At 63.2% G+C, this 25,488-nt stretch carries 27 protein-coding genes; 19 read left to right on the forward strand and 8 right to left on the reverse strand.

Translation table 11 applies throughout. The annotated features are described in order from the left end of the window. Nucleotides 1–11 precede the first annotated feature (11 nt). Both F506_RS12745 and F506_RS12750 read left to right on the forward strand, forming a co-directional pair. A complete protein-coding gene (locus F506_RS12745) occupies nucleotides 12–530 on the forward strand; it encodes a FixH family protein (RefSeq protein WP_053201552.1) in 519 nt (172 codons plus the stop codon). A 27-nt stretch (nucleotides 531–557) separates the two neighbouring features. Further along, nucleotides 558–827: a hypothetical protein gene (locus tag F506_RS12750; RefSeq protein ID WP_083457832.1), complete on the forward strand. Its 270-nt coding sequence runs from the start codon at nucleotides 558–560 to the stop codon at nucleotides 825–827. Here the strand turns inward: F506_RS12750 and fnr are convergent. Further along, nucleotides 784–1,548, reverse strand: a complete 765-nt coding sequence (gene fnr, locus F506_RS12755) for a fumarate/nitrate reduction transcriptional regulator Fnr (protein ID WP_053197978.1) — start codon at nucleotides 1,546–1,548, stop codon at nucleotides 784–786. The genes F506_RS12750 and fnr overlap by 44 nt on opposite strands. Before the next feature lie 233 nt (nucleotides 1,549–1,781). Between fnr and F506_RS12760 the strand changes: the two genes are divergently transcribed. The 5 genes from F506_RS12760 (at nucleotide 1,782) to F506_RS12785 (ending at nucleotide 6,158) form a co-directional block, all read left to right on the forward strand. Further along, entirely contained in the window at nucleotides 1,782–2,114 is a 333-nt protein-coding gene (locus F506_RS12760) for an ArsR/SmtB family transcription factor (protein WP_053197980.1), read from the forward strand. Nucleotides 2,115–2,127: 13 nt separating this feature from the next. Then, nucleotides 2,128–3,276 (forward strand): ACR3 family arsenite efflux transporter, encoded by a 1,149-nt coding sequence (arsB, locus tag F506_RS12765; RefSeq protein WP_053197982.1) that lies wholly within the window; start codon nucleotides 2,128–2,130, stop codon nucleotides 3,274–3,276. Nucleotides 3,277–3,325: 49 nt separating this feature from the next. Continuing rightward, on the forward strand, nucleotides 3,326–3,754 hold the full coding sequence (gene arsC, locus F506_RS12770) for an arsenate reductase (glutaredoxin) (protein WP_053197983.1): 429 nt from the start codon (nucleotides 3,326–3,328) through the stop codon (nucleotides 3,752–3,754). Beyond that, nucleotides 3,723–4,457, forward strand: a complete 735-nt coding sequence (gene arsH / locus F506_RS12775) for an arsenical resistance protein ArsH (RefSeq protein ID WP_053197985.1) — start codon at nucleotides 3,723–3,725, stop codon at nucleotides 4,455–4,457. Before arsC ends, arsH begins: the two co-directional genes overlap by 32 nt. Before the next feature lie 105 nt (nucleotides 4,458–4,562). Continuing rightward, nucleotides 4,563–6,158 (forward strand): hypothetical protein, encoded by a 1,596-nt coding sequence (locus tag F506_RS12785; protein ID WP_235471144.1) that lies wholly within the window; start codon nucleotides 4,563–4,565, stop codon nucleotides 6,156–6,158. On the opposite strand, the gene F506_RS12790 is transcribed toward F506_RS12785, so the two are convergent. From F506_RS12790 to F506_RS12800, 3 genes are all read right to left on the reverse strand, one after another. After that, on the reverse strand, nucleotides 6,155–7,108 hold the full coding sequence (locus F506_RS12790) for an alpha/beta hydrolase (protein ID WP_053201556.1): 954 nt from the start codon (nucleotides 7,106–7,108) through the stop codon (nucleotides 6,155–6,157). The two genes, F506_RS12785 and F506_RS12790, sit on opposite strands and share 4 nt — an antisense overlap. Nucleotides 7,109–7,125: 17 nt before the next feature. Further along, nucleotides 7,126–8,841, reverse strand: coding sequence for a dihydroxyacetone kinase subunit DhaK (dhaK, locus tag F506_RS12795; protein WP_053197988.1), 1,716 nt, complete (start codon nucleotides 8,839–8,841; stop codon nucleotides 7,126–7,128). Between the two features lie 99 nt (nucleotides 8,842–8,940). After that, entirely contained in the window at nucleotides 8,941–9,888 is a 948-nt protein-coding gene (locus F506_RS12800) for an AraC family transcriptional regulator (RefSeq protein WP_053197990.1), read from the reverse strand. Nucleotides 9,889–10,027: 139 nt separating this feature from the next. Here F506_RS12800 and F506_RS12805 point away from each other — a divergent pair, with 139 nt between their 5' ends. Beyond that, the gene (locus tag F506_RS12805) at nucleotides 10,028–10,426 is read left to right on the forward strand and encodes a hypothetical protein (protein ID WP_053197992.1); all 399 of its coding nucleotides are present in this window, start codon (nucleotides 10,028–10,030) and stop codon (nucleotides 10,424–10,426) included. 51 nt (nucleotides 10,427–10,477) lie between these two features. On the opposite strand, the gene F506_RS12810 is transcribed toward F506_RS12805, so the two are convergent. Together F506_RS12810 and kdgD are read right to left on the reverse strand one after the other, a co-directional pair. Next, nucleotides 10,478–10,936: a nuclear transport factor 2 family protein gene (locus F506_RS12810; RefSeq protein ID WP_053197994.1), complete on the reverse strand. Its 459-nt coding sequence runs from the start codon at nucleotides 10,934–10,936 to the stop codon at nucleotides 10,478–10,480. An 87-nt stretch (nucleotides 10,937–11,023) separates the two neighbouring features. After that, the gene (kdgD, locus tag F506_RS12815; protein ID WP_053197996.1) at nucleotides 11,024–11,935 is read right to left on the reverse strand and encodes a 5-dehydro-4-deoxyglucarate dehydratase; all 912 of its coding nucleotides are present in this window, start codon (nucleotides 11,933–11,935) and stop codon (nucleotides 11,024–11,026) included. 499 nt (nucleotides 11,936–12,434) lie between these two features. On the opposite strand from kdgD, the gene F506_RS12820 reads away from it, so the two are divergent. The 5 genes from F506_RS12820 (at nucleotide 12,435) to F506_RS12840 (ending at nucleotide 16,915) form a co-directional block, all read left to right on the forward strand. Next, nucleotides 12,435–13,298, forward strand: a complete 864-nt coding sequence (locus tag F506_RS12820; protein WP_053197997.1) for an NAD-dependent epimerase/dehydratase family protein — start codon at nucleotides 12,435–12,437, stop codon at nucleotides 13,296–13,298. Between the two features lie 573 nt (nucleotides 13,299–13,871). Further along, complete coding sequence (locus tag F506_RS12825) at nucleotides 13,872–14,660, forward strand: amino acid ABC transporter permease (protein ID WP_053197999.1); 789 nt, start codon at nucleotides 13,872–13,874, stop codon at nucleotides 14,658–14,660. Next, on the forward strand, nucleotides 14,657–15,310 hold the full coding sequence (locus tag F506_RS12830) for an amino acid ABC transporter permease (RefSeq protein ID WP_016832476.1): 654 nt from the start codon (nucleotides 14,657–14,659) through the stop codon (nucleotides 15,308–15,310). Before F506_RS12825 ends, F506_RS12830 begins: the two co-directional genes overlap by 4 nt. Continuing rightward, nucleotides 15,294–16,022, forward strand: coding sequence for an amino acid ABC transporter ATP-binding protein (locus tag F506_RS12835; RefSeq protein ID WP_053198001.1), 729 nt, complete (start codon nucleotides 15,294–15,296; stop codon nucleotides 16,020–16,022). Before F506_RS12830 ends, F506_RS12835 begins: the two co-directional genes overlap by 17 nt. An 86-nt stretch (nucleotides 16,023–16,108) precedes the next feature. Continuing rightward, nucleotides 16,109–16,915, forward strand: a complete 807-nt coding sequence (locus F506_RS12840; protein WP_053198003.1) for a transporter substrate-binding domain-containing protein — start codon at nucleotides 16,109–16,111, stop codon at nucleotides 16,913–16,915. 107 nt (nucleotides 16,916–17,022) lie between these two features. Here F506_RS12840 and F506_RS12845 read toward each other — a convergent pair whose 3' ends face one another. Further along, on the reverse strand, nucleotides 17,023–17,490 hold the full coding sequence (locus tag F506_RS12845; protein WP_053198005.1) for a C40 family peptidase: 468 nt from the start codon (nucleotides 17,488–17,490) through the stop codon (nucleotides 17,023–17,025). Between the two features lie 178 nt (nucleotides 17,491–17,668). Continuing rightward, complete coding sequence (locus F506_RS12850) at nucleotides 17,669–18,937, reverse strand: NRAMP family divalent metal transporter (protein ID WP_144424051.1); 1,269 nt, start codon at nucleotides 18,935–18,937, stop codon at nucleotides 17,669–17,671. Between the two features lie 253 nt (nucleotides 18,938–19,190). On the opposite strand from F506_RS12850, the gene F506_RS12855 reads away from it, so the two are divergent. The 6 genes from F506_RS12855 to F506_RS12880 all read left to right on the forward strand — a co-directional run bounded on the left by F506_RS12855 (nucleotide 19,191) and on the right by F506_RS12880 (nucleotide 25,421). Then, a complete protein-coding gene (locus F506_RS12855; protein WP_053198008.1) occupies nucleotides 19,191–19,634 on the forward strand; it encodes a DUF4186 domain-containing protein in 444 nt (147 codons plus the stop codon). A 223-nt stretch (nucleotides 19,635–19,857) separates the two neighbouring features. Then, the gene (locus F506_RS12860) at nucleotides 19,858–22,290 is read left to right on the forward strand and encodes a catalase (RefSeq protein WP_053198009.1); all 2,433 of its coding nucleotides are present in this window, start codon (nucleotides 19,858–19,860) and stop codon (nucleotides 22,288–22,290) included. Further along, nucleotides 22,290–23,336 (forward strand): acyl-CoA dehydrogenase family protein, encoded by a 1,047-nt coding sequence (locus F506_RS12865; protein ID WP_053198010.1) that lies wholly within the window; start codon nucleotides 22,290–22,292, stop codon nucleotides 23,334–23,336. The genes F506_RS12860 and F506_RS12865 overlap by 1 nt, the downstream gene beginning before the upstream one ends. After that, nucleotides 23,324–24,094, forward strand: a complete 771-nt coding sequence (locus F506_RS12870) for a PIG-L deacetylase family protein (protein WP_083457835.1) — start codon at nucleotides 23,324–23,326, stop codon at nucleotides 24,092–24,094. Before F506_RS12865 ends, F506_RS12870 begins: the two co-directional genes overlap by 13 nt. A 14-nt stretch (nucleotides 24,095–24,108) precedes the next feature. After that, a complete protein-coding gene (locus tag F506_RS12875) occupies nucleotides 24,109–24,744 on the forward strand; it encodes an SAM-dependent methyltransferase (protein WP_053198013.1) in 636 nt (211 codons plus the stop codon). Next, nucleotides 24,741–25,421, forward strand: coding sequence for a glycosyltransferase (locus tag F506_RS12880; protein ID WP_053198016.1), 681 nt, complete (start codon nucleotides 24,741–24,743; stop codon nucleotides 25,419–25,421). Before F506_RS12875 ends, F506_RS12880 begins: the two co-directional genes overlap by 4 nt. The last annotated feature ends 67 nt before the right edge of the window (nucleotides 25,422–25,488 follow it).

Below are 25,488 nucleotides of genomic sequence, written 5' to 3' on the forward strand. Positions count from 1 at the left end.
AGGAAATGAACATGCAAGCGACTCCGACCTTACGTCCCTGGTACACCCATCGCTGGCCGTGGCTGCTGATGCTCGGTCCGGCGCTGGTGATCGCGGCCGGTTCGTTCACGATCTGGCTGGCGGTGACGCGCGAGGACGCCATGGTGGTGGGCGACTATTACAAGGAAGGCCGCGCCATCAACCAGGACCTGCGGCGCGATCGCGCCGCGACCTCACTGGGCGTGGCGCTGCATCTCGGCTATGACGCCGCGTCGGGAAAACTGCTGGGCAACGTGCAGACCCACGCCGGCCCGCTGCAGGGCAAGCTGCAACTGCACCTGGCGCATCCGACCCGGCCTGAAAAAGACCTGCGCCTGCCGCTCGAAACCGATGCCCACGGCGATTTCAGCGTCGGCCTGCCGATGCTGGAACTGGCGCGCTGGCAGGTGCTGCTGGAGAACGAGGCGCGCGACTGGCGCGTGGCCGGCGTCTGGCATTGGCCGCAGCAGCGCATGCTGGACCTGATTGCGGATCAGCCGGCGGATAGTTGAGAAGTGGAATTCAAAGAGGAGATTGCCATGCAACGCATCGTGCCGAATATCCTGTGGGCCTCGTTCCTGGCGGCAATTGCGGCAGAGGGTTGCTTCTTCGCCTGGTTCGATCCGGACGAGCTGTTGAATCTCGTCAGCCAGCGCGACCGGCTGGCGGCGTACACCGTGGGATTCTTTTTCCTGTGGCTGTTCTGTGCACTGTCGGGCGGGTTGGCGTTTCTACTGAACCTGCCCGGACAGAGAGAATATCTTGTCAGGCCATCGGACAAGTCTCGGTCCCGGCGGCAAGCGCCTTGATCCGGACCGGATCGAGCAGCTGGATCTCGCGTTTGTCGACACCGAGCCAGCCCAGCTTGCGGAACTTGGAGACCAACCGGCTGATACTTTCGATAGTCAGTCCGAGGTAGTTGCCGATGTCTTCACGCGACATGCGCAACTGGAAGCTGGTCGAGGAGTAGCCGCGTGCCGCATAGCGCGACGACAGGTTGATCAGGAAAGCGGCGAAGCGCTGTTCCGCGCGCATGTTGCCGAGCAGGAGCATGGCGTTTTGCTCGCGCGTGATTTCCTGGCTCATGATGCGGTGGAAGTGGCGCAGCAGCATCGGGATCATGCCGAACAACTCTTCCAGCCGCTGGAACGGGATCTCGCACACTTCGCTGTCTTCCAGCGCGGCAACGTCGCAATGATGCTTGTCGGTGCTGATGGCGTCCATGCCCATCAATTCTCCGGCCATCTGGAAACCGGTGATCTGCTGTTCGCCGCCGGCGTTGAACTGGTAAGTCTTGAAGTGCCCGAGCCGGATGGCATAGAGGTTCCTGAACGGATCATCCATGCGATACAGACTCTCGCCGCGGGCCACCCGGCGGCGGCGGCCGATGATCTGGTCGAGCCGGTTCATGTCGGAGTCATCCAGCCCCATCGGCAGGCACAGCTGGTGCATGCTGCAATTGACGCAACTGGTTTTCATCGCGTGGAGGGATGGCGGCAGGGGCCGCTGGATCTGGAGAAGCTCGCTCATGGCAGTGGACGTGTGGACGCCTGGTCGTTGTTTTACTCAATATAGCGCAGGGCGACGGCCGGAAGACAGCGTACGGCGGGGTTTCTGGAGACTCCTTGATCTGGATCAAGGGAGTTGTCGTTAATCGGGGGGATCGATAGGTGTACGTGAGCAGGATAATTCTGGCGCTTGCATCAATTCTATATTTCAATAATAATTGAATTATTGGATTAATCGGATTCACTGGAGCCGTCATGGACAACAAAACCGCTATTACCGCACTTGCCGCGCTCGCCCAGGAATCGCGTCTGGCGGCATTCCGCCTGTTGGTGCAGGTCGGCCCGGGAGGCCTTGCCGCCAGCAAGATTGCCGAACAACTGGAAGTGGCGCCGTCGGCCTTGTCCTTCCACATGAAAGAGCTGTCGCACGCCGGCCTGGTCACGGCGCGCAGCGAAGGGCGCTTCGTCATCTATTCGGCGAATTTCGACAGGATGAACGGCCTGCTCGGCTTCCTCACCGAGAACTGCTGCGGCGGCAACGTGTGTTCGCCGGTGCAGGAGTGCTGTCCCGGCGTGGACGAGAAATAAGCGCGGGCATGCCATGAACATCCAACCTGAACTCGCCGTCTCCGAGAAGACTATCGTCGCCCCGCTGAATCTGTTCGAGCGCTATCTGACAATCTGGGTGGCGCTGTGCATCGTCCTCGGCGTCCTGCTGGGGCAGGCGTTTCCGTCGATCTTCAGGATCATCGGCGGCATGGAAGTGGCCCGCGTGAACTTGCCGGTCGGCGCCCTGATCTGGGTGATGATCATCCCGATGCTGCTCAAGGTCGACTTCAGCGCCTGGCGCCAGATCGCCGGACACGGCCGCGGCATTGCCGTGACGCTGTTCGTCAACTGGGCCGTCAAGCCGTTCTCGATGGCCTTGCTCGGATGGCTGTTCATCCGGCACTGGTTCGCGCCGTATCTCCCTGCCGCGCAGCTGGACTCCTACATCGCCGGGCTGGTGTTGCTGGCGGCGGCGCCGTGTACGGCGATGGTGTTTGTCTGGAGCCGCCTGACCGGCGGCGATCCATACTTCACCTTGTCGCAGGTGGCGATGAACGACCTGATCATGGTGTTCGCCTTCGCACCGCTGGTCGGCCTGCTGCTGGGCGTCTCCAGTATTGCCGTGCCGTGGGCGACGCTGCTGACTTCGGTCGGTCTCTACATCGTCGTGCCCGTCGTCATCGCGCAAGTCTGGCGCCGGTGGCTGCTGCATGGCCAGCAAGGACGAGGGCAAGGACAAGGACAAACGCAAGCGCGGTTCGACAGGGTGATCGCGCGCAGGCAGCCGTGGTCGATGGCGGCATTGCTGGCGATGCTAGTGTTGCTGTTCGCTTTCCAGGGCGACGCCGTGATGAAGCAGCCGCTGGTGATCGCCTTGCTGGCGGTGCCCATCCTGATCCAGGTCCTGTTCAATTCCTTTCTCGCGTATTGGCTCAACCGTGCGGTTGGCGAAAAGCATGCAGTGGCGTGTCCTTCGGCGCTGATCGGCGCTTCCAACTTCTTCGAACTGGCCGTCGCCACCGCCGTCAGCCTGTTCGGCTTTGAGTCGGGCGCGGCGCTGGCGACCGTCGTCGGCGTGCTGATCGAAGTGCCGCTGATGCTGCTGGTGGTCGGCGCCGTCAACCGGACGCGGGGCTGGTATGAGGCCGGTGCCGGCACCAGCGCTAGCACCAGCACCAGTGTTGAAGCGGCCGACCGCTGATTTTTATTTGACCTCATTGCACTGAACATCATCGATTCAAGGAGCCATCATGACCATCCGGATTTATCACAACCCCGCCTGCGGCACCTCGCGCAATACGCTGGCCCTGATACGCAATTCAGGGGAGGAGCCCGAGATCATCGAGTACCTGCAACATCCGCCCACGCGCGACACGCTGATCGGCCTGATCGGCAGCGCCGGCCTTGCGGTGCGTGAAGCAATCCGCCAGAAAGGCACACCGTACGCCGAACTCGGCCTCGACAATCCGCAACTGAGCGACGACTTGCTGTTCGATGCGATGCTCGCACATCCGGTGCTGATCAACCGTCCCTTCGTGGTCACGCCAAAAGGCGTGCGCCTGTGCCGTCCTTCGGAGCTGGTGCTGGATATCCTCCCCAATCCGCAGCAAGGTCCGTTCACCAAGGAGGATGGCGAAGTCGTCATCGATGCGGAGGGACGCCGTGCCGCAACTTCCTGATTTGCCGAACATTGACGGCGAGCTGTTCCATGCGCCGCAGGCGAGCGACTTCGCCGCAGTCGGCCGCGCCACCCATGCACCCCGGTTTCTGCTGCTGTACGGCTCGCTGCGCGAGCGTTCCTACAGCCGCTTGCTGACGATGGAAGCGGCGCGGCTGTTGCAGGCCATGGGCGGCGAAACGAGGATTTTCGATCCGCATGGCTTACCGCTGCCGGACGGCGCGCCGGACACGCATCCCAAGGTGCAGGAATTGCGCGAACTGGCGCAATGGTCCGAAGGCATGGTGTGGTGTTCGCCGGAGCGGCACGGCGCCATGACCGGCATCATGAAAGCGCAGATCGACTGGATCCCACTATCGTCAGGCGCCATCCGGCCGACGCAGGGAAAGACGCTGGCGGTGATGGAAGTATCCGGCGGCTCGCAGTCGTTCAATGCCGTCAACCAGATGCGCATCCTGGGACGCTGGATGCGCATGCTGACCATCCCGAATCAATCATCGGTCGCCAAGGCATTTGAGCAATTCGACGAGGCCGGCCGCATGCATCCTTCCGCGTACTACGATCGCGTGGTCGATGTGATGGAAGAATTGATGAAATTTACTTTGCTGACACGCGACGTCTCGCCAACGCTCGCAAATCGTTACAGCGAGCGGAGGGAGAGCGCCGAGATGCTGAGCAGGCGCGTCAATCAGGGCGCCATCTGAAATTGCCGGCATAAAGTTCCTGCAGCATCAACCGTAAAGCAGCTAGCGGATGTCCTGATCCGGATGTCCATTTACTGCTTTGCAGGTACTTATTCTTTTATTGCCATGACAAGCCTATCCGCAGTGAGCACCTCGTCGCCGGTGCAACCGGCGTCCGCCACGACGGCACGGACCGCCTCGGCTTCGAGCGCTGCGCCGAACAAGACTCCCGCACAATCGTATACCTCCGTCACGCTGGGCGGCAGCAACGCCGCGGCAAGCGCGCAGCTGTATTCGATATCCGGTGCGGCGCCCGCATCGGACAAGATCGTTTCGTGGCAGGCAAAATCCAACGACGCCGTCAGCACCATGATGGCGGGGAATTTTTCCGCCTCGTCGCTCGGCGCGCGTTTCAAGGGACTCGGCGCGGCGCTGTTGAATCGCTTCGACAGCGACAGCGGCAATTTTTCGCAATCGGTGGTGGCGCTTCCGGCCGGCACGCCGAAGGGCTCAGCGCTGGAGACGACCTTGCGGGCGCAGACCGGCGCCCAGACCGACAACAAGATTTCGCTGACCATCGTGACGGCTTCCGGTGCGCAGGTCGACCTGACGCTGGCCAATCAGGAAGACGGCCTGTCGGTGCAGCTGCAGGTCAGCAAGGGCAAGCTCAGCGATGCCGAACGCGGCGCGCTGCAAAAACTGTCGGACGGATTCCAGAGCGCCATCGACGGCATTTCCGCCAATCCGCCCGGCCTGAAGCTGGATGGACTGACGCAGTTCGATACCAGCCTGTTGGCGTCGGTGGACCTGCACGCGAGCGTCCAGGTCGGCGGCCAGGCGCAAACCATCGACTTCCATGCCGACAGCAAGCAGCGCAGCGTGAGTGCCGCCGGGCCTGCAGGTACGCTCAAGGTCAGCGTCGATCTCGGCAACCTGGCCATCGTCGGCACCGCCAAGCAGCAGGCGGAGGCCATCAAGCGCTATCTGAAGCAGTTCGACGACGCCCAGAGCCGCGGTCACGGCGACGCTTCGCTGGTGGCGATGTTCAAGGATGCCTTCAAGGAAATGAACAGCAACGTCACCAACGCCGCGCAACAGGCGCGCGAGCAGTCGCCGGCGGCGATCTGGCTCAACAAGACCGACCAGAGCATGACGACCGGACTGGCGGATTTCAGCGCCTCGATGACGCAGGAAGTGACGTCGCCCAATCCGGCGCGCCAGAGCGAACACGACACCTTCTCGTACCAGACTTCGCAGAGCAGCAACGTCAGCGGCAATGGCCAGCTCAACCGCGCCATCACGCAACAGCAGGAATCGCATCTGAGCGCGAGTTACCACGAGTCGCTGCAGGCGGACCTGCCTCTGAGGCTGACCACCGACAAGAATTCGCAGAACTACACGTATCACCAGATCAAGGACGACGCCAGCAGCAAGGCCTCGATCGCCTACGACAAGGGCGTGCTGGTCAGGGCCACGCTGGAGCAATCGGCCAGCCAGTCGACGCGCGTGCAGAAGTACATGATGGGAGAGCTGGTCAGCGATCAGACCACGCCGCAGAACGCCACACTGTCGCGCGACTTCCTCGACCTGCTCAAGCCGCTGCAAAAGAAAGAGGGCGCCACCGGCGCCGCCGATATCTCCAGGCTGAATCAGGCGCTGGCGACCATCAATAACCTGGTCTACCTGCAACCTGATCCGCTGGCGCTGCGCAACGTGCGCTAGTCCGCATCGGCGGCGATACCTTGCAGGAAGGCGACGGCGGCTTGTTCCAGCTGTGCGATGCCGGGCTGTTCGATGGGGAAGTGGCCGCACCGGTCGAGCAGGACCAGTTCCTTGCGGCCTTTGATGCGATCGAAGAATGGCCGGCTGGAAGCGACGGCAGTCCATTGATCGGCGGCAGGATGCGCCAGCAACAGGGGGCATGCATCGAAGTGTTCCGGCTCGACATCCGGCCGTACGGTAAAAATCGACGCCATGAATCCCACCGGGACGCGCGCACCACCGCCGCAAGGGTCGGCCGTCACCAGCGCCGCCAGGGTCCGGTCATTGGACATGGCGTGCATCTTGGTGAACCACTTGACCGGCAACCTGAGCCGTCCCGCCAATGCGGCGAACACGGGCATCAGCGGCATCAATCCGTATTCGACCAGCGCATTGCGCGCGAACTGTTTTTTTGTCAGCGCCAGACGCGGGTCGGCCAGCGTGGTGGCGATCACGCCGGCAATCGCGCCGCGCGGCATCTTGGCCGCGCACAAATATGCCAGATAGCCGCCCAGGCTGCCGCCGAACAACACGATGCGGCGGCCGTTGCGTTGCCGTTCGGCGGCGGCGATGTCGGCCAGCAGATCGACCCAGGCGTCGTAGCGGATCAGGTCGGCCGGCGCCGCGCTGAGTCCGTAGCCGGGCAGGTCGGGGGCAATCACTTCATGGCCTGCCTGGTGTAGCAGCAGGGCCAGCGGCGCGAACAGGCGACCGTAGCCGCCGCCGCCGTGCGCCAGGATCACGGTCAGCGAGGCGTCGTCGCAGCGATAGCGATCCAGGTGGACGTCGGCCCCGCGCCAGTGCAGCCATTCTTCATCGGGCGCGTTGACGGCGTCGACGCGGGCGTGCGGCGGAAAGAAGCGTTGGTACTGCTGCCAGTAAGTGGTCGTGCGATAGGTCTTTTTCTGCATGGGCGAATCAATGTAGGTCAGCGGGGAGTCGCCAGCGCGTCGCGCACCGCCGCCAGCCACAAGGCCACGGCATGGGCGCCCGGATCGGCGAAGCCGAGCGCACGGTCGCCGAGATAGCTGGAGCGGCCGCGCCTGGGTTTCATCGATGCGGTTTGCGCCGCGCCCTGGACGGCCGCTTCCACGGCGGCGGCGAGCGCTGCTTCCTGATTCTTTCCGCCATCGAGCGCGGCCTGCAGCGCCTGTGCCGCAGGGTGCAGTGCGTCGATCATGGTACGGTCGCCCGGACGTGCACCGCCGAGTTCCGAAACGCCTTCCACCGCCGCGCTGAAGGCGGCGCTCCAGGCGCGTACGCCGTTTTCTTTTGCAGCATCGAGGGTCGCAGCGGCGCGCATCAGCAGGATGGCGTAGAGCGGACCCGAGGTGCCGCCGACCACCCGGCGGATGGTTGCGGACATGGCGCGCAGCACCGCGGCCGGGTCGGTTTCCGCCGGCCATTCGTCGATTTCGTCGCGGATGCCTTGCGCCGCGCGCGCCATGCTGATGCCCAGGTCGCCGTCGCCGACGCGCTGGTCCATGTCGGTCAACACGGCTTCGGCGCCGGTCAGGCAGATGCAGACGGCCTCGATCACGCGGCGCAGGCGGGCATCAGCGGCCATGCGGTCGCTGCGTTTTGCATGCGCGGGTGGCGCCACCGGAGCCGTTTTGACCGGCGTTCTTGCCAGATGTCCGCCCAGCGCCGGCCAGGCGCTGGTGCGTGCGGGCGCGTCGAGCAGGCCGAGACGGCGGTCATCCACGCGCAAGACGGTCAGCGATATGCCGGCCATGTCGAGCGCGCTCAGGAAGGTGCCGGCCCAGGCGCGTTCGACTTCGACACCGCGCGCATGAAGATCGCGCAAGGCGGCGTCGGTGACGATGTCGAGTTCACTGGCGGGGGTGCCGCCGAGGTTGTTGACCAGCAGCGCAACACGGTCGCCGCGCCGGAGTTTGAGGTCGTCGGCGATCTGTTTCAGCAGGCGCGCCGCGATGGCGTCGACCGGCACGAGTGCGCCGCGTTCGATGCCGGCTTCGCCGTGGATGCCCAATCCCCATTCGATTTCGTTGTCGGCCAGCGAGAAGCCGGGCTTGCCTGCTGCAGGTACGGTACATGGCGTCAGCGCCACCCCCATGGTCGCGAGCGCGGCGATGGCATCGCGCGCGACCTGGGCCACTTCAGCCAGCGGCGCGCCTTGCGCTGCGGCGGCGCCGGCGATCTTGTGCACCAGCACCGTGCCGGCCAGGCCGCGTCGTCCTGCATGCTCGCCGTGGGCGGACAGGGCGACGTCGTCGGCGACCACGACCATCTCGATCGGGATGCCTTCGGCGCGCGCGATTTCGGCGGCGAGGCCGAAGTTGAGGCGGTCGCCGGTGTAGTTCTTGACGATCAGCAGCACGCCCGCAGGACCGGCCACCGCGCGGATGGCGTCAAGCACGGCGTCGGTCGAGGGCGAGGTGAAGACTTCGCCGGCGACGGCGGCGCTGAGCATGCCGGCGCCGACATAGCCGCCGTGCGCCGGTTCATGGCCGGCGCCGCCGCCCGAGATCAATGCAACTTCACCGCGCGCCGCCGCCTGCGCCGCATCGGCGCGCACGACGATGGTCTTGCCTTGCAACAGCGCCAGATGGGGATTGAGTGCGACCAGGCCGTTGAGCATGTCGGGCACTACTTGCGAAACGTCGTTGATGAGTTTTTTCATGGGTCTCCGATCGGTGAAAGTGCGGCGGCTTTTTTATAGTCCGGCTCGCCCTGGTCATGCTGGGATTCTATGCGATTCGTGAAATTGGCGACATTCGCTTCAAGACGCTTCGGCGGCGGTTTGTTTCGCCTGGCGCCGATACAGTCCGGGACTGACGCCGGTGCGGCGCTTGAATGCCTTGTTGAAGGCCGCCTCGGAGTCGTAGCCGACGACGGCAGCGATCGCCGCCAGCGCCTGTTCCGAGTGGCGCAGCATGCCTTGCGCGCGGAACATGCGCCAATGCGCCAGGTAGTCCAGCGGCGGCCGGCCGACCTTATCGCGGAAGCGCTGGGCAAAAGCCGAGCGCGACATTCCGGCGGCCACGGCCAGCGATTCAACCGTCCAGCCTGCCGCGAGCTCGCGATGCATCAGCCGCAGCGTGGCGCCGATCTTGTGGTCCGCCAGCGCGGCCAGCCAGCCTGTGGCGCCATCCGCCGCCAGCGATTGCACATGGGCGCGCACTGCCTGCACGAACAGGATGTCGGCTAGGCGGCTGACGATCAGTCCGGAACCGAGACCGGGCCGGGTGGTTTCCAGCGCCAGCAGCTGCAGCGAAGACTGCAGCATGCGCGTGCGCGCGTCGTCCATGCGTACGTGCAGCAGCGGCGGCAGTTCGGACAGCGCTCCGGCGCCATGCGGATCGACATGGAACCAGCCGCTGAGCACGGTCGCCTGTTCTCCTTCGTCCTTGCCGCCGATCACGACCACGCCGTCCACGCTATTGCGCACGGCGTCGACGCAATTGATGGTGGGTGAGCCGATGTCATCCTGCAGCGTGTAGGCCGCGCCGCGCGGGATGAAGAAGCAATCGCCTTGCTCCAGCCGTACAGGCTGCACCAGTGCTGCGTCGCCCATGCTCAGCCACGCGCGCCCGCGCAGCATCAGGCCGAAACGGGTAGTGCCGTCGATGCGCCGCGTATGCAGACCCCACGGGGCGGTCGCTTCGAGGCGGGCGTGCAGGGCTTGTTCGACGCGCATGGCGGCGAAGACTTCATCGAGTGGATCCATGGCGGCGGGATTTGGACGAACGGACAATAAATATACCCTGTCAGGCATGGCTCGTCTTGTTGCCGCCATTTAGGATGATGCATCGATCAAGGAGCCGGAAGTTCTCCGGTCTCGTCGGCATTCATTTCAGGACATCAAGATGACGCTTCAGGCACAAGCACTGGCGGACCGTTACACGGCCGCGTGGAATCAACCCGACGCCACGGCACGCGCAGCCGAGATCCGCGCCCTGTGGACGGAGAACGGCGAGCACTACGTCAGGGAACGCGAAGTGCGCGGCTATGAACAGCTCTACGTGCGTGTGGCCGGCTCATATGAAAAGAATGTGCTGGGCAACGGCTTCCGTTTCCGCGCCGTAGCTGACGCCCAGCGGTTGCGCGACGTGGTGACGTTTCATTGGGAAATGATCCGGCCGCAGACCGGCGAGGTGCTGGCCACCGGGTTCGAAGTCTTGCAGCTCGATGCGAACGGGAAAATTCTGGTTCGATTACCAGTTCGTGGTCGGGTAAGCTGGCGGGGAAAATCTCTTCGCCCATAAAAAAACCGAAGCCGCAGCTTCGGTTTTTCATTTTGCCATCGCAGTCGGGAATCAGGCCGGCGCCGCGAAACGCACCGCCTGGCGAGCCAGCAGGCGCCATTGGCCGCCGGTCTTTTTCCAGACCATCAGGATCTTCAGCGCGACGTTGCCGGGCTTGCCGGAGTCGTTGGTCACTGCCGTCAGCGTATGGCGGACCACGGCGACGTTTTCCTGGACGTTGACGGTTTGCGCCGTCAGGTCGATCTTGACGAAAGTCGATTCGCCGCTGACCAGTTGGCCGATGAATTCAGCCTTGGTCTGCACCACGCCACTGGAGTGGCCGTAGCTCAACTGGTCGTCGGTCAGCGCATCCAGTGCGCCGCGGTCGATCTGCGAGGTCATCGCCACGCGCAGTTTTTCGACTGCGGTCGCCACTGCCTGTTCGTCGGCGCCAGGGGCCGCCGCGACACCCTGGGCGATCACCATGGAGCACACCATGGCGCTGGCCAGATACATCCATTTCCTGAACATCTTGTCTCCTTGAGTTGTGGTTGGGTGAAACGGGTCATGCGTTGCTGCATTGTTGTTTTCGTTGTCATGCCAATGTTCATTTGATGTTCATTGCGGGCCGAGCTTGGCGATCAGCGCACCGAGGGCGTCGCATTCGGCGGCGTTGAGGTCGGTCAGCGGCGCACGCACCGGACCGGCATCATGACCGACCAGGCGGGCGCCGGCCTTGACGATGCTGACGGCGTATCCCTGCATCCGGTTGCGGATTTCCAGATAAGGCATGAAGAATTCGCGCAGCAGGTGATGCTGGGTGGCGAGGTCGTCCCTGGCGACGGCATGGTAGAACTCCATTGCCGTCTTCGGGATGAAGTTGAACACCGCCGACGAGTACACCGGCGTGCCCAGCGCCTTGTAGGCTGCGGCGTAGACTTCGGCCGTCGGCAGGCCGCCGAGGTAGGCGAAGCGGTCGCCCATCTTCATGTAGATCGAGGACATCAGTTCGATGTCGCCGATGCCATCCTTGAAACCGACCAGGTTGGGGCAACGCTCGGCCAGACGCGCCAGCGTGGCGGGCGTCAGGCGGCACTGGCCGCGGTTGTAGACGATGACGCCGAACCTGACGCTCTTGCAGACTGCTTCGACATGCGCGGCCAAGCCGTCCTGGCCGGCTTCGGTAAGGTAGTGGGGCAGCAGCAGGACGCCGTGGGCGCCGGCTTTTTCCGCGGCCTGGGCGCATTCGATGGCGTAGCGGGTCGGGCCGCCGGCGCCGGCGATGATCGGCACCTTGCCGCGGCAGGTATCCACGGCGGTCTTGATGATGGCCGGATATTCATGGCCGGTCAGCGAGAAGAACTCACCGGTGCCGCCGGCGGCGAACAGTGCGCTGGCGCCGTAGGGAGCCAGCCATTCCAGGCGTTCGGCATAGCCGCGCGCATTGAAGTCGCCGTTGGCGTCGAAGTCGGTCAGGGGAAACGAAAGCAGGCCGGAGCCCATGATGGTTTTAAGTTCTTGTGGCGTCATGATGGCGTGAAGTTGGCTGAAGAAGTCTCGGAAGGCGTTTGATATTGTTTGTTTTTATATAATTCGTTATCAGTCATCATACAATGTGGATTCTTCATTTGCCAATGACTACTTGCAACTATTTTTGACGGCCTGGAGCGGGCTGGACGAGGGAAGGGGAGGTCTTGTGCGACGCGACAGATGTTTCGTACGCGGTAGAATGAAATATGATTCAAAGCTTTAAATATAATTTTTAACTTATTGTATTTAAAAGGTAATTATATTTTTTAAGAGTTAATGTAATTTCTCATGCCGGCATCGTTGAAACGGTGTCGTCGGGCGTCTTATTGCTGCGTTGCGAAACTGAATACATTGAGCGCTCCTGTCGACTTCGTTTGACAAGGAAACGAGGCGAAGCCGATAATCCTTGCTCGCGTTATAAGACAACGTATCACGCAGCGCAGCATCGCATCCTCCGATGCAAGACGCTGCCGGAGACTTATTGATTGGAAATGTGGACATGGCCGACCAAGCAACAGAGGTAACAGGGGCAGCAGCTGCTCAAGACAAGAACCAACCCAGATTCGGCCGCCTGTTGCTGACCGGCGCCGCCGGCGGCCTTGGCAAGGTATTGCGTCCGCGCCTGGCGGCATTTGCCGACGTGCTGCGCGTCTCCGATCTGGGCGCCGCACTGGGCAACGAGGCCGCGTCGCACGAAGAAGTGGTGGCCTGCAACCTGGCCGACCGCGACGCCATGGACAAGCTGATCGCAGGCTGCGACGCCATCGTCCATCTGGGCGGCGTGTCGGTCGAGCGTCCGTTTGAAGAAATCCTGGAAGCCAATATCAAGGGCGTGTTCCACGTCTATGAGGCGGCGCGCCGCCACGGCGTGAAGCGGGTGGTGTTCGCCAGTTCGAACCATGTCACCGGCTTTTATCGCCAGGACGAGCGCATCGACGTGCGCGACTTGCGCCGCCCGGATGGCTATTACGGCCTGTCGAAGTCCTACGGCGAAGACATGGCGCAATTCAACTATGACCGGTATGGCATCGAAACCGTCAGCATCCGCATCGGCTGGTCGTTCCCGGAACCCAGGGACCGCCGTTCGCTGGCAAGCTGGCTGAGCTACGACGACCTGACTGAGCTGATGCGCTGCTGTCTCTTTACGCCGGACGTCGGCCACACCGTCGTATATGGGATGTCTGATAATCCGTCGACCTGGTGGGACAACCGCTATGCCGCCCACCTCGGTTTCAAGGCGCGCGATACGTCCGAGATCTTCCGCACCAGGATCGAGGCGCAGCCGCTGCCGCCGGCCGATGACCCGGTACGGGTCTATCAGGGCGGGATCTTCACGGCGACCGGTCCGTTCGATCCGGTGTGACAGATATCCGGATTACGGCAAGCTAATCCAAAAAGGCAAAAAAAGTTATCACGCCCGGTTTCACATTCTTGATTGTATGTTATCGTACATCCATGTTATCTTTGCTGCCGCCTGAACTCGCAGCGCTGCCGGCTTCTTCAAGAAGCCGGCTTTAAAACCGGCTGGCGAATACAGGCCGCACCATCGGATAACGGCAATACCAGATAACGATATCAGTCAGCACGGTAATAACAGGCAACAAGCAATAGCAGTAGTAAAGGCTGGTAACGCTACAGCCGCCTTGTCCGGCAACCCGGCGGAGACAGCGCAACGCGCCGGCATCGGACAAGGTGAAGGGAGACGGTAGTAGTGACGGTGAGCGACAGTAAGCAAGAACAATAACGCACACACCGCAGGAAGCGGCGCTATCGCGGAGGTCGAGCACGGACCTCGCTGATGACGCCGCAAGCTCAGGGAAAATCGATTAGTTTCGTTCCACGGTGGATCGCCCGGTTGTCGGCCGGCTCCTCGTGTCCTCCACTGTCATTACATGCCGAACAACGTAGAACGCCACGTATAAAGGGCATTATCGGCATGGGTTTTTCACTTAATTTCGCTCCTCTCGCGCCATACTGGCCGGTCTTCCTGACCGGCGCCTGGCTGACGCTGAAGATGACGACGGTGGCCATTGTGGTCGGCGTTTCGATCGGTACGCTGATCGCGTTCCTCAAGCGCGGCAGCAATCGCGCCGTTTCCAAAGCCTGTTCCGCCTACATCGAGGCGGTGCGCAATACGCCTTTCCTGGTGCAGATCTTCTTGCTGTACTTCGGTCTGGCCAGTCTCGGCATCCACATGCCGACGTTTGCCGCGGCCGTGCTCGCGATGATCATCAACATCGCCGCCTACGCCGCCGAAATCATCCGCGCCGGCCTGGAATCCGTACCCAAGGGTCAGATCGAAGCGGCGGAATGCCTCGGCCTGTCGCGCTGGCGCATTGCATGGCATGTCATGCTGCAACCGTCGATCGAGCGCGTCTATCCGGCGCTGACCAGCCAGTTCCTGCTGATGATGCAAGCCTCGGCCATGGCCTCGCAGATCTCGGCCGAAGAATTGACCGCGATCGCCAACACCGTGCAATCCGACACTTTCCGCTCGCTGGAAACCTATATAGTCGTCGCCTTCATGTATCTGGCGCTGTCGATCCTGGTCAAGCTGCTGGCCTGGGGCTTCGGCGAATACCTGTTCAAGCGCCGCCGCATCATCCGCCGCGCCGCGCTGGAAGCCGCCCGCCGCCGTCCGCCCGCGATTCCGCCGTTCAAGCCTGTCGCCGCTACTGCAGCCACAGCTGCCAACACCACCACCACCACCGGGAGCGCATCATGATCGGCAGTTTCTCCTGGGGACATTTCCTGTATCTGGTGCAGTCGATCTGGTGGACTCTGGTGTTGTCCGGCCTGGCGTTCATTCTCGGCAGCATCGGCGGTTTCGGCGTGATGCTGGCGCGCATTTCGCCGCGCCGCTGGCTGTGGATGCCGACGCTGGTGTACATCGAGTGCATCCAGGGCATCCCGTTGCTGATCCTGCTGTTCATCGTCTATTTCGGCCTGTCGGTATACGGCTTCGCCTTGCCGGCGCTGGTGGCCGCCGGTCTGGCGATGATGGTCTACACCAGCGCCTACCTGGGCGACATCTGGCGCGGTTGCGTCGAAGCGATGCCGCGTCCGCAATGGGAAGCGGCGGAATGCCTGTCGCTGACGCGCTGGCAGACGCTGCGCCTGGTGATCATTCCGCAAGCCTTCCGCCTGTCGCTGCCGCCTACCGTAGGCTTCCTGGTGCAGGTCATCAAGATGACCTCGCTGGCGTCCGTGATCGGCTTTATCGAACTGACCCGCGCCGGTCAGATCATCAACAACTCAATTTTTCAGCCTTTCCTGATTTTCAGTCTGGTAGGGGCGTTCTATTTTGTACTGTGCTACCCGCTCTCGCGCTGGAGTGAATCGATGGAGAACAAGCTCAATGTCAGCAATCGTTAAACTAGATCAGATTTACAAGAGCTTCGGCTCCAACCAAGTACTGAAGGGCGTTTCCTTTGAAGTGCAAAAGGGCGAGATGATCGCCATCATCGGCGCCAGCGGTTCCGGCAAGAGCACTGCATTGCGCTGTATCGACCGTCTCGAGAAAATCGATTCCGGCACCATCGAAGTCTGCGGCATGCGGGTCGACGACCCGGCCGTCGACCTGCACAAGCTGCGCCAGGAAGTCGGTATCGTATTCCAGAGCTACAACCTGTTTCCGCACCTCACCGTGCAGGAAAACATCATGCTGGCGCTGCGCCACGTCAAGCAGCAGCCCAAGGCGCAGGCCCTCAGCGTGTCGCTGGCCGCGCTGGAGCAAGTCGGCCTGGGCAACAAAGCCGACGCCTATCCCGAGCAGCTGTCGGGCGGCCAGCAACAGCGCGTGGCGATTGCCCGTTCGCTGGCGATGGCGCCGAAGGTCATGCTGTTCGACGAAGTCACCTCGGCGCTCGATCCGCAACTGACCGGCGAAGTGCTGCGCGTGATGGAAGACCTCGCCGCCGGCGGCATGACCATGCTGCTGGTGACCCACGAAATGGCCTTCGCCAAGCGCGTGGCCGACCGCATCATCTACATGCACCAGGGCACCGTATGGGAAGTCGGCCCGGGCGAGATGCTGGACAACCCCAAGACACCGGAATTGCATGCCTTCCTGAACAACGGCCTGTAGTTCACTGAACTCGTTTCATGCCAGGACCGGCACGAAATGAGTTCTCGCGTTTTTCATTGCATCACAATCAAACCAAGGAGACCTGCATGAAACTGAATCACCGCTTAGTCCGTACCATCGCCCGCACCAGCGTCGCAGCCTTGCTGACCGCCGGCCTGGCTCACGCGGCCATGGCCGACCAGCTCGACGACATCAAGAAGGCCGGCAAGGTCCGCGTGGCGATCGCCATGGGCACGCCGCTGTTCAGCTTCGCCGACGCCAACCTGCAGCCGGCCGGTTCCGATGTCGAAACCGCCGAGCAGTTCGCCAAGGACCTGGGCGTCAAGCTGGAAATCGTGCCGGTCACCAACGCCGCACGCATCCCGACATTGCAAGCCAACCGCGCCGACGTCGTCATCGCCGACCTGTCGATCACGCCCGAGCGCGCCAAGGTGGTGGACTTCTCCGTGCCTTACGCCGTCATCACCATCATCGTCGGCGGTCCGAAGAACATCCAGATCAAGGACTACAACGACCTCGCCGGCAAGCGCATCGGCCTGACCCGCGCCACCGTCAACGACACGCTGACCACGGCGCAAGCCAAGGGCGCCGAAATCGTGCGCTATGAAGATGACGCCACGCTGATCACCTCGATGGTGACCGGCCAGGTCGAAATCTTCTCCAGCACGCCGTCCAACCTGGGCGAAATGATCAAGCGCGCGCCGGGCAAGAACCTGGAGCTGAAATTCGCGCAAAAGGACTTCGACCTGGGCATCGCTTTCAACCAGAACCAGCCGCGCCTGAAGGAATGGATCAACAACTGGGTCCTGACCAATCACCGCAACGGCAAGCTGGATGCGATCTATGTGAAATTCCACGGCCGTCATCTGCCGGCAGCCGTCGCCAAGCAGTAATCACGGAATAAACGATAAAAACAGCTGTACCTTGTCGTTCCCGCATCGGCGGGGACGAACTGAAAGCCGCTCCTCGGAGCGGCTTTGTTTCATTCAGGGATGAGCGATCAGGATTGCGGCAACCGGCGGGCGCCCTCGAAACGGCTCTTCCAGTACGGCTCGCTGAGACGCGACTGGTAAATCACGCCATGCTTGCGCGAGGCGTGCACGAAGTTCTCATCGCCAACATAGATTCCCACATGCGCAATGCCCCTCTGCGCATTGCGGAAGAACACCAGATCGCCCGGCCGCAGCGCGCCGACGTCGATGCGGGCGCCTACCTCGCTGATTTCGCGCGCCGTGCGCGGCAGATCGCCGCCGCCGGCATCCTTGTACAGCAGCGCAATGAAGGCGCTGCAGTCGAGGCCACTGTCGGGATCGGTGCCGCCGAACTTATAGCGGATGCCGCTGGCGAGGCTGTTGACGGCGCTGGCTGCGAAGCGCGCGGAGGAGGGCGGCATTTCACCGGCGCGGGCATGGGAGGCGCCCAGATACAGCAAGGGCAACAGCAACAACAGACGTGAAAAAACGGACATGAGCGGCCTGATCAACGGTAAAAAGAAGAAGGCGCTCACGCATCAGAGACGATGAAACAAAAAGACGAAGCGAAAGAAAGCCTGGAGTGCAGGCAGTGTAGGCGGCGGGGTGGCCGGCAACCATAGGAAAACTCTCAAAAGACGCCGCACCCGAGAGACTCCGAAGCAGCTGGGGCAATCAGATCATCGCCGCCAGCATGGCGACTACTGCGGCAGCCATGGCGAAGGTGGCGCACCAGCCGAGGATGCGCATCTTCAGCCCGAGGATGAAGCGCCCCATGACCTTGGCGTTGACCGCCAGCAGCATCATGATGACCATCACCGGCACCGCAATGACGCCGTTGATGACGGCGCTCCAGAACAGCGCCTGGATGGTGTTGACCGAAGCGAAGGCCAACGCCGCGCCGATGATGGTCGCCAGCGCAATCACGCCGTAGAAGCGCTTGGCCATCCCCGGCTTGTCTTCCAGGCTGTTGCTCCACCTGAACGTGCCGGCCATGGCGTAGGCTGCGGATCCCGCCAGCACCGGGATGGCCAGCATGCCGCTGCCGATGATGCCGAGGCTGAACAGGATGAACGCCAGTTCGCCGGCCACCGGTTTCAACGCCGACGCTGCGCGGGTGCTGCTTTCGATATCATGCACGCCGTGCTGGTGCAGCGTGATGGCGGTGGTCAGCATGATGAAGAAAGCCACCGCATTCGATACGCCCATGCCCACGCAGGTGTCGAACTTCATGCGCGCCAGGCCCGCCGCGGCGTCTTCGGGACGGCGCTTGAGCGCTTCCCCTGCGGGAGCGCGGCGCTGTTCCTCGACTTCCTGCGAGGCTTGCCAGAAGAACAGATAAGGACTGATGGTGGTGCCGAAGATGGCGACGATCATCGTCACGTAGTCGCGACTCAGGGTGATGTGCGGGAAAAACGTACGGCTCCAGACTTCGCTCCAGTCGATATGCAGCGCAAATACCGTGCCGACATACGCGAACAGTGTCAGCGTGAGCCACTTCAGCACGTTGACGTAGCGCTGATAGGGGATCCACACCTGCAGCACCAGGGACGTCATCCCCAATGCCAGCGCATAGAGATGATGCGGCCCGCCGATCACCAAGGTAACGGCGTCGCCCATGGCCACCAGGTCGGCGGCGATGTTGATGACGTTGGCCAGCAGCAGCAAGATCACGATGCCGTGCAGCATCCAGCGCGGGAAGTGGCGGCCGATGTTGGTCGCCAGTCCATGGCCGCTGAAAGCGCCGATGCGGGCGCTGACGATCTGGATGCCGACCATCAGCGGATAAGTCAGCAGCACCGTCCACAGGGTATTGAAACCGAATTGCGCACCGGCCTGCGAATAGGTTGCGATGCCGCTGGGATCGTCGTCCGCCGCGCCGGTAATGAGGCCGGGACCGAGCCGCTTGAGCCAGGTGGTGGGGGTGGATTTGGATTTTGTCATTGTCATTGTCGTATCGTGCCGGCCGGATGTCGTGATGTCATGATGTCGAGACGGGAATGATGCCGACGACAGCGTAACAATCCGGCTGCCGGGAGAATGTCGGCGTGCGGCTTGTTGTTGCGTAGGAAGCCGTGCATGCAGCCCGGCAAGCAGGGCAGGTAGGCATCGTCCCACAACGCAATCGGCATTCCGCTGCTGTATTGCAGCAAGCCAGTGCGTTACGATCAAGTGTCGCCCACTCCATCCCGACGCCATGTTTCCACCAGACCTGATTGTCGACCGCCTGCAGCACTCCGCCTTCCGCAGGCGCTTCACGCTGAAGCCGCCCGAGTACCGCTACCTGCAGGAACATGGGCTGGAAGAAGTATTGCAGCATGCCGAGAGCTTCATCGCCACGCGCCTGGCGCCGGCGCATCCCGACAAGGATGGCAAGCAGACGCCGTTTCGCGGCCATCCGGTGTTCGTGGCGCAGCATGCAACCGCGACCTGTTGCCGCTCCTGTCTGGAGAAATGGCACGGCATCGGCATGGGTGCAGCCCTCACGACGCTGCAGACGCAACACGTCATCGATATGTTGGCGCGCTGGCTGCAAGACCAGAAAGCCCCACTCGAAACGCCGCGTCCTCCGCGCAAGCCGGCCGGAAAGAAATCTCCCCGCAGCGCCCATGCAGATGAGCGCCAGGGCGTGCTGTTCTGAGTTTGTCCGGAGTTTCTGCCTGCCGTACCGTTTCCCTATTTCTCCATTTCTCCATTTCCCTCCGCCGCCTTCAACAAATCTGACGCCCGAACAAGACGTCCGCTTATGTCGCCCGCATTGCTTTCTCGCTAGGCTCGTCCTTGGTTGGCGTAGTGGCGCGTCTTTATGGTGTGCATGCGCTGTGGTTCGGCTGCATACGTAAACAGAGAAAGAGGTTTTCATCATGGCAGGAAAGAAATCAGGCAACGCAAGCAACAGCGGCAATGAAGCGGCAGGATCGGTGCTCGGCACCATGTCGGGCGCAGCCGTCGTCGGTCCCGACAGCGGCAAGAAAGTGTTGCCGGCGGACTTGTTGAAAAAAATCGTCGGAGGCGCCGAGCTGGCTGCCGCCGTCACGCATAACGCTTCCAAGCCGGACGAATTCCTTCGTCCCGGCGACGACACGCCGCATATCCCCGATGCCGGCACGATCGCCGCGCCCGCTTCACCCCAGGCCACCGCAGGCACCGTCAGCGAAGCCATCGTTTCGGACAAGACCGGCGGCGCCGCCACGCCCGGCTACAACGCCGTGGGCGGCAATCTCGACCGCGTCCGCGTCGACTCCGGCAGGCAGGCCCTGACCACCAACCAGGGCGTCGCCGTTGCCGACAACCAGAATTCGCTGAAAGCCGGCGTGCGCGGACCGACCGCGCTGGAAGATTTCATCCTGCGCGAAAAGATCACCCACTTCGACCACGAGCGCATTCCCGAGCGGGTGGTGCATGCACGCGGTTCCGGCGCGCATGGTTATTTCGAATGCTACAAGGACCTCAGCGCGCTGACCCGCGCCGCGCCGTTCGCCGGCGACGGCAAACGCACGCCGGTGTTCGCGCGTTTCTCGACGGTGGCCGGCGGCGCCGGTTCGGCCGATACCGTACGGGACGTACGCGGCTTCGCCGTCAAGTTCTACACCGATGAAGGTAACTGGGATCTGGTCGGCAACAACATCCCGGTGTTCTTCATCCAGGATGCGATGAAGTTTCCCGACCTGGTGCACGCGCTCAAGCCGGAGCCGCATTTCGGCATGCCGCAAGCGTCCAGTGCGCATGACACTTTCTGGGATTTCGTCTCGCTGATGCCGGAGTCGACGCACATGCTGCTCTGGCAGATGTCGGACCGCGCCATTCCGCGCAGCTATCGCATGATGCAGGGCTTCGGCGTGCATACCTTCCGCCTGGTCAACGCCGCCGGCGAGTCGGCGTTTTGCAAATTCCACTGGACGCCGCTCGCCGGAACGCATGCGCTGGCGTGGGATGAGGCGGTCAAGATCGGCGGCGCCGACCCCGATTTTCATCGCCGCGATCTGTGGGAGGCGATCGAGTCCGGCCATGCGCCCGAATGGGAGTTGAGCCTGCAGGTATTCTCGGAAGAACAGGCCGAGGGTTTCGACTTCGACGTGCTCGACCCGACCAAGCTGGTGCCGGAAGAGCTGGTGCCGCTCACGCCGGTCGGCAAGATGGTGCTCAACCGCAACCCCGACAATTTCTTCGCCGAGACCGAACAGATCGCTTTCTGCACCGCGCATATCGTGCCGGGCATCGACTTCAGCAACGATCCGTTGCTGCAAGGGCGCATCCATTCCTATCTCGACACCCAGATCAGCCGGCTCGGCGGAGTCAACTTCCACGAGCTGCCGATCAATGCGCCGCTGGCGCCGGTGCACAATAATCAGCGCGACGGCATGCATCGCCAGGCCGTGCATCGCGGCCGCGTGTCCTATGAGCCCAATTCACTGGGCGGCGGCTGTCCGTTCCAGGCCGGTTCCGCCGGCTTCACCAGTTTTCCTCAGCCGGTGGAAGGCGACAAGGTACGCGCCAAGCCGGAGAAATTCGCCGAACACTACGCCCAGGCCAGGATGTTCTGGAACAGCCAGTCCACCGCTGAGCAGCGCCACATCATCAAGGCGTTCCGGTTCGAACTGACGCGCGTGCAGACGCCGGCAATCCGCGAGCGCGTGGTGTCGCTGCTGGCCAATGTCGACGAATTTCTGGCCGGGAGCGTGGCCGAAGGTCTCGGTTTCGCGGTGCCGGATCCGGCGCCGGAGATCGGCCCGGTGGTGCGGCCGGTGTATGCGCCGTCGCCGGCGCTGTCGCTGACTGCGTATCCGGGCGACGGCAGCATTCGCACCCGCCGCATCGCCATTTTGACGACGGACGGCGTTGATGTCGCCGCGCTGTCCAGGATCTGCGATGTCTTGCTGCAGCAAGGCGCCGTCCCGCGGGTACTGGCGCCTACGCTTGGCGCCGTCAAGGGCGCAGGGGGTAAGCCCGCCGGCGGCTGGCAGGCCGACATCACGATCGAAGCGGCGCCGTCGGCGCTGTACGACGCCCTGATCATTGCGCCGGGAGAAGCATCGACCACCAGCCTGTGCGAAAACGGTCTGGCGGTCGAGTTCGTCAAAGACCAATATCGCCATTGCAAGCCGATTCTGGTCATCGACACCGGCGCCGATTTGCTGGACCGCGCGGGATTGCCGGCGGTGCTGCCGACCGGAGACGCGGACTTCTCGCTGATCAACGTGTCGGCCGATCAACTCGACGAGGGGCTGGCGCAATTTATCCAGGCCGTCGGCGGCCCGCGCGAACTGGATCGCGAAACCGATCCGCCGGTGGTTTGATGAACACATTCGTCAAAGACAACGTCGAGGCGATTCGCAGTTTTCTAGCGGAATTGCCGGAGCGTCCCGACGCCGGCCGGCTGCTGTGCGAGATGGTCGATGCCGGGCTGGACCGGCTCAGCACGCCTGGGTCGGGACAAACGCTGCAACGCTGGCGCGCGCTGGCGGCCGTGGCCGCCTATGACCTCAACCTGGCGAAACTGTATGAAGCCCACACCGACGCGCTTGCCATCCTCGCCGAAGCCGGCGCCGACATCGCGCCGCCGCTCAGCGTCTGGGGCGTGTGGTGCGCCGAACCGCCCAAGGCGCGACTCGACATCCACGCCGTTTCCGCCGAAGAACCGGGCCGCGTCGTCGTCGACGGCGTCAAGGCCTGGTGCTCCGGCGCCAACGCGCTGAGCCACGCCATCGTCAGCGGCTGGAATCCCGACGGTCATCCTTGCCTCGCGGCAGTCGATCTCGATCAGGCCGGCGTAACGGTCACCGACGAAGGCTGGCACGCAGTCGGCATGGCCGAGACCATGAGCGTCGACGTCCATTTTGACAATGCACGCGGCATCGCCGTCGGCGGCCCCGATTTCTATACCGACCGGCCCGGTTTCTGGCAGGGCGGCGCCGGAATCGCGGCATGCTGGCATGGCGCTGCTGCGCAGCTGGCAAGTTACTTGCGCGGCAAGCTGGCAGGGCGCGATGACCCGCATGCATTGGCTCACCTGGGGCGAGCCGATGTGGCCCTGAGCGCCTCGGCGGCGGGATTGCGCGCTGCCGCACAAGCCGTCGACGCGGCGCCGACGGCGGATAGTTATCGGCTGGCCATGCGTGTGCGGCTGGCGACCGAGCAGGCTGCCGTCGAGGTCATGCAGGCGTTGGGCCGCGCGCTCGGCGCCGCGCCGATCTGCCGCGATCCGTGGGTTGCGCGCATGATGGCGGACTTGCCGGTGTTCCTGCGCCAGAGTCACGCCGAACGCGACCTGGCTGCGCTCGCGCAATCGACGCTGCGGCACGGTGAAGACGACGATGCGGGAGAAGAGGAATGGCGACTGTGACGGAAGAAAATCATGGCGCGGTTGACAATCCGGCCACCGACGAAGCGCGCTGGCGCGACGACCCGCACCTGGCCAAGGTGCCGCAAGTCCATCCTGAAACGCTGGTCTCGCCCGATTCCCGGGCGGTCATTGTCGCCCCGCATCCCGACGACGAAGTACTCGGCTGCGCCGGCTTGCTGATGCATCTGGCGCGCAGCGGCCACCGGATATTGCTGATTGCGGTGTCCGACGGCGAGCGCAGCCATGGCAGCGAGTCGTCGTTCAGCAGCGGCTTGCTGTCGCAGCTGCGTCCGGCCGAAACCAGCGCGGCGTTGCATGCGCTCGGGATTGCCGATATCTCGATCATGCGCGCCGAACTTCCGGACAGTCGCGTCGGCGAGCATCAGCGCAAGTTGCAGGACTTGCTCGGCGCTTATCTGCAGCGCGGCGACACCGTCTTCGCCAGTTGGCATCGCGACGGCCATCCCGACCATGAAGCGGTCGGGATGGCGAGCCGCGATGCGGCGCGCGCCACCGGATGCCGCCTGATCGAAATCCCGATCTGGATGTGGCACTGGCGCACTCCCGACCATCCCGATATCCCTTGGCAGCGGGCACGTAAGCTGACGCTGGACGACGACATGCAGGCGCGCAAGAAAGCCGCGCTGGAGTGTTACCGCAGCCAGCTGGAACCGGATCACTCGACCGGCAATCCCGCCATCCTGCCGCCCGAAGTGCTCGCACACTTCCATCGGGATTTCGAGATTTACTTTGTCTGAACGGATACCACGCCATGCGCGCCACTTCACAAGATTATTTCGACGCGCTCTATCACCGGAGCGATGATCCCTGGCGCATCGCCGGCAACTGGTACGAGCAGCGCAAGCGCGGATTGGTCACGGCCGTGCTGCCGCGCCCGCGCTTTCGCCATGCGTTCGAGCCGGCCTGCGGCAGCGGTGAACTGACGCTGGAACTGGGTCGGCGCTGCGATCGGCTCCTGTGCAGCGACTTTTCCGCGACGGCAGTCGAGATCGCGCAAAAACGCTGGAGGTACGCGGACGCGGATGCGCACGGAACGACTTGCGATGCGCGCTTCGTCTGCATGGCGTTGCCGGACGAGTGGCCGGAACAACTGGGCCCGGCCTTCGATCTGATCGTGTTGAGCGAATTCGGCTACTACCTCGACCAGGGCGTATTGGACGTCTTGCCTGCGCTGGCCGATGCTTCGCTGGCGGCGGACGGCGTGCTGCTGGCCTGTCACTGGAAGCACGACTTTGCGGAGCGCCTGCATGACACCGCGCAGGTACATGCCGGCTTTGACAAGCTGAAGGGATTGCATCGCTGTGCGCACTACGAAGACGCCGATTTCCTGCTCGATGTCTGGAGCCGGGAGTCGCGCTCGGTGGCACAGTTGGAGGAGCGGGCATGATCGGCGTCGTGATCCCCGTGCATAACGAAGAAGACTATCTGCGCGCCTGCCTGGCCTCGATACAGCTGGCGGTTGCGCATCCGGGCCTGCCGGCCGAGGAGGTGCGCGTGCTGGCGGTGCTGGACGCCTGCAGCGACGGCTCGGGCGACATCGCGCGGGGACTGGACGTCGAATCCATCAGTATCGACGCGCGCAATGTCGGCCTGGCGCGGGCAGCAGGAGCAGCCGCTTTGCTGCAGGCGGGGGCGCGCTGGCTGGCGTTTACCGACGCCGACAGCGTGGTGGCGCCGGCCTGGCTGGCGACCCAGCTTGCCCTTGCTGCACAGGACGCGGCCGATGCAGTATGCGGCACCATCGCGGTGGACGACTGGTCGGTGCATGGCGAGCGCGCCCCGTTTCTGCTGCGGCACTTCCAGGCGACCTATTTCGATCAGGACCAGCATCGCCATATCCACGGCGCCAACCTGGGCGTGTCAGCGACGGCATACCGGCTGGCGGGCGGCTTTGCGGCGCTGACGTGCGGCGAGGACGTGGCGCTGGTGCAGGCGCTGCTTGCCTGCGGCGCGCGGATATCCTGGAGCGCCGCGCCCCGCGTGACGACGAGCAGCCGTATCAGCAGCCACGCACGCGGCGGTTTCGGCGATACCCTGTCGGCAGTGGCGAGGGCCGCGCCATAGGAGAACTTCCGTTTGTCCTACAAGAGAATGGGTGTTGGCGCACCTCCTCAAACAAGTGGGCGATGAG

The organism is Herbaspirillum hiltneri N3 (assembly GCF_001267925.1).
GTDB classification, from domain to species: Bacteria; Pseudomonadota; Gammaproteobacteria; order Burkholderiales; family Burkholderiaceae_D; genus Herbaspirillum; species Herbaspirillum hiltneri.

Excerpts from the sequence above, each read along its gene's own strand:
- F506_RS12745 (WP_053201552.1), top strand. The coding sequence starts at position 12 with ATGCAAGCGACTCCGACCTTACGTCCCTGGTACACCCATCGCTGGCCG.
- F506_RS12750 (WP_083457832.1), top strand. The coding sequence starts at position 558 with ATGCAACGCATCGTGCCGAATATCCTGTGGGCCTCGTTCCTGGCGGCA.
- fnr (WP_053197978.1), bottom strand. The coding sequence starts at position 1,548 with ATGAGCGAGCTTCTCCAGATCCAGCGGCCCCTGCCGCCATCCCTCCAC.
- F506_RS12760 (WP_053197980.1), top strand. The coding sequence starts at position 1,782 with ATGGACAACAAAACCGCTATTACCGCACTTGCCGCGCTCGCCCAGGAA.
- arsB (WP_053197982.1), top strand. The coding sequence starts at position 2,128 with ATGAACATCCAACCTGAACTCGCCGTCTCCGAGAAGACTATCGTCGCC.
- arsC (WP_053197983.1), top strand. The coding sequence starts at position 3,326 with ATGACCATCCGGATTTATCACAACCCCGCCTGCGGCACCTCGCGCAAT.
- arsH (WP_053197985.1), top strand. The coding sequence starts at position 3,723 with ATGCGGAGGGACGCCGTGCCGCAACTTCCTGATTTGCCGAACATTGAC.
- F506_RS12785 (WP_235471144.1), top strand. The coding sequence starts at position 4,563 with ATGACAAGCCTATCCGCAGTGAGCACCTCGTCGCCGGTGCAACCGGCG.
- F506_RS12790 (WP_053201556.1), bottom strand. The coding sequence starts at position 7,108 with ATGCAGAAAAAGACCTATCGCACGACCACTTACTGGCAGCAGTACCAA.
- dhaK (WP_053197988.1), bottom strand. The coding sequence starts at position 8,841 with ATGAAAAAACTCATCAACGACGTTTCGCAAGTAGTGCCCGACATGCTC.
- F506_RS12800 (WP_053197990.1), bottom strand. The coding sequence starts at position 9,888 with ATGGATCCACTCGATGAAGTCTTCGCCGCCATGCGCGTCGAACAAGCC.
- F506_RS12805 (WP_053197992.1), top strand. The coding sequence starts at position 10,028 with ATGACGCTTCAGGCACAAGCACTGGCGGACCGTTACACGGCCGCGTGG.
- F506_RS12810 (WP_053197994.1), bottom strand. The coding sequence starts at position 10,936 with ATGTTCAGGAAATGGATGTATCTGGCCAGCGCCATGGTGTGCTCCATG.
- kdgD (WP_053197996.1), bottom strand. The coding sequence starts at position 11,935 with ATGACGCCACAAGAACTTAAAACCATCATGGGCTCCGGCCTGCTTTCG.
- F506_RS12820 (WP_053197997.1), top strand. The coding sequence starts at position 12,435 with ATGGCCGACCAAGCAACAGAGGTAACAGGGGCAGCAGCTGCTCAAGAC.
- F506_RS12825 (WP_053197999.1), top strand. The coding sequence starts at position 13,872 with ATGGGTTTTTCACTTAATTTCGCTCCTCTCGCGCCATACTGGCCGGTC.
- F506_RS12830 (WP_016832476.1), top strand. The coding sequence starts at position 14,657 with ATGATCGGCAGTTTCTCCTGGGGACATTTCCTGTATCTGGTGCAGTCG.
- F506_RS12835 (WP_053198001.1), top strand. The coding sequence starts at position 15,294 with ATGTCAGCAATCGTTAAACTAGATCAGATTTACAAGAGCTTCGGCTCC.
- F506_RS12840 (WP_053198003.1), top strand. The coding sequence starts at position 16,109 with ATGAAACTGAATCACCGCTTAGTCCGTACCATCGCCCGCACCAGCGTC.
- F506_RS12845 (WP_053198005.1), bottom strand. The coding sequence starts at position 17,490 with ATGTCCGTTTTTTCACGTCTGTTGTTGCTGTTGCCCTTGCTGTATCTG.
- F506_RS12850 (WP_144424051.1), bottom strand. The coding sequence starts at position 18,937 with ATGACAAAATCCAAATCCACCCCCACCACCTGGCTCAAGCGGCTCGGT.
- F506_RS12855 (WP_053198008.1), top strand. The coding sequence starts at position 19,191 with ATGTTTCCACCAGACCTGATTGTCGACCGCCTGCAGCACTCCGCCTTC.
- F506_RS12860 (WP_053198009.1), top strand. The coding sequence starts at position 19,858 with ATGGCAGGAAAGAAATCAGGCAACGCAAGCAACAGCGGCAATGAAGCG.
- F506_RS12865 (WP_053198010.1), top strand. The coding sequence starts at position 22,290 with ATGAACACATTCGTCAAAGACAACGTCGAGGCGATTCGCAGTTTTCTA.
- F506_RS12870 (WP_083457835.1), top strand. The coding sequence starts at position 23,324 with ATGGCGACTGTGACGGAAGAAAATCATGGCGCGGTTGACAATCCGGCC.
- F506_RS12875 (WP_053198013.1), top strand. The coding sequence starts at position 24,109 with ATGCGCGCCACTTCACAAGATTATTTCGACGCGCTCTATCACCGGAGC.
- F506_RS12880 (WP_053198016.1), top strand. The coding sequence starts at position 24,741 with ATGATCGGCGTCGTGATCCCCGTGCATAACGAAGAAGACTATCTGCGC.